At 55.6% G+C, this 790-nt stretch carries 1 pseudogene; it reads left to right on the top strand.

The features are described 5' to 3' along the window. Positions 1 to 555 (top strand): annotated as a pseudogene (locus D1841_RS17725) (relaxase); the annotation flags it as partial. Between the last annotated feature and the right edge of the window lie 235 nt (positions 556 to 790).

The following is a 790-nucleotide window of genomic DNA, read 5'->3' as shown; positions in this document are numbered from 1 at the left end:
CAGGCCGGAAAAGGCGCTGGCTACGCGCGCTGGGCAAAGGTATTCAATCTGAAACAGATGGCGCAGACAATGAACTACCTCACCGAGCATGGCCTGCTGGAATATGCAGTCTTGGAAGAAAAAGCGGCTGCTGTTACCACCCGCCACAATGAGCTGTCGGCGCAGATCAAGGCGGCGGAAACCCGCATGGCGGAGATAGCCGTACTGCGGACCCACATCATCAATTATGTGAAAACCCGCGAGGTCTATGCGGCCTACCGCAAGGCGGGATATTCCAAGAAATTTTTAGCGGAACATGAAGCGGAGATTTTGCTCCACAAGGCGGCAAAGCAGGCATTTGACGATTTGGGTATCAAGAAGCTGCCCACCGTCAAGAGCTTGCAGGCCGAGTACGCAACATTGTTGGAAGAAAAGAAAAAAGACTATGCCGAGTACCGGCGATCCCGCGAGGAAATGCGGGAACTGCTGGCCGCAAAAGCCAATGTGGACCGGCTGATGGGATACGGGGAGGAACGCCAGAATGACCGGGAAAAGGAACAGGGGCAGGACCGCTGACGCGCCCGTTTTTTCGTATTTTCTCACCGCCGCAGGCAGGTGAAAAGCGTTCCGCAGGAACGCGCAGCCACAGAATGAAATTCTGTGTTCAAAAGGGGCTTGGGGAATCCCCAACAAGCAGCGCCAGGAGCCGAATGGCTATCCTGGGGCATTGCTTGCCACGTTGTCCCGCACTCTGGGACAACCCACGCACTTCGGAGGCTTGGGGTATCTGTCAAGGCTTGTTTTGAGCAGA

The organism is Neglectibacter sp. X4 (genome assembly GCF_009917365.1).
GTDB lineage: Bacteria > Bacillota > Clostridia > Oscillospirales > Acutalibacteraceae > Acutalibacter.
This window is presented reverse-complemented; position numbering and strand designations above follow the sequence as displayed.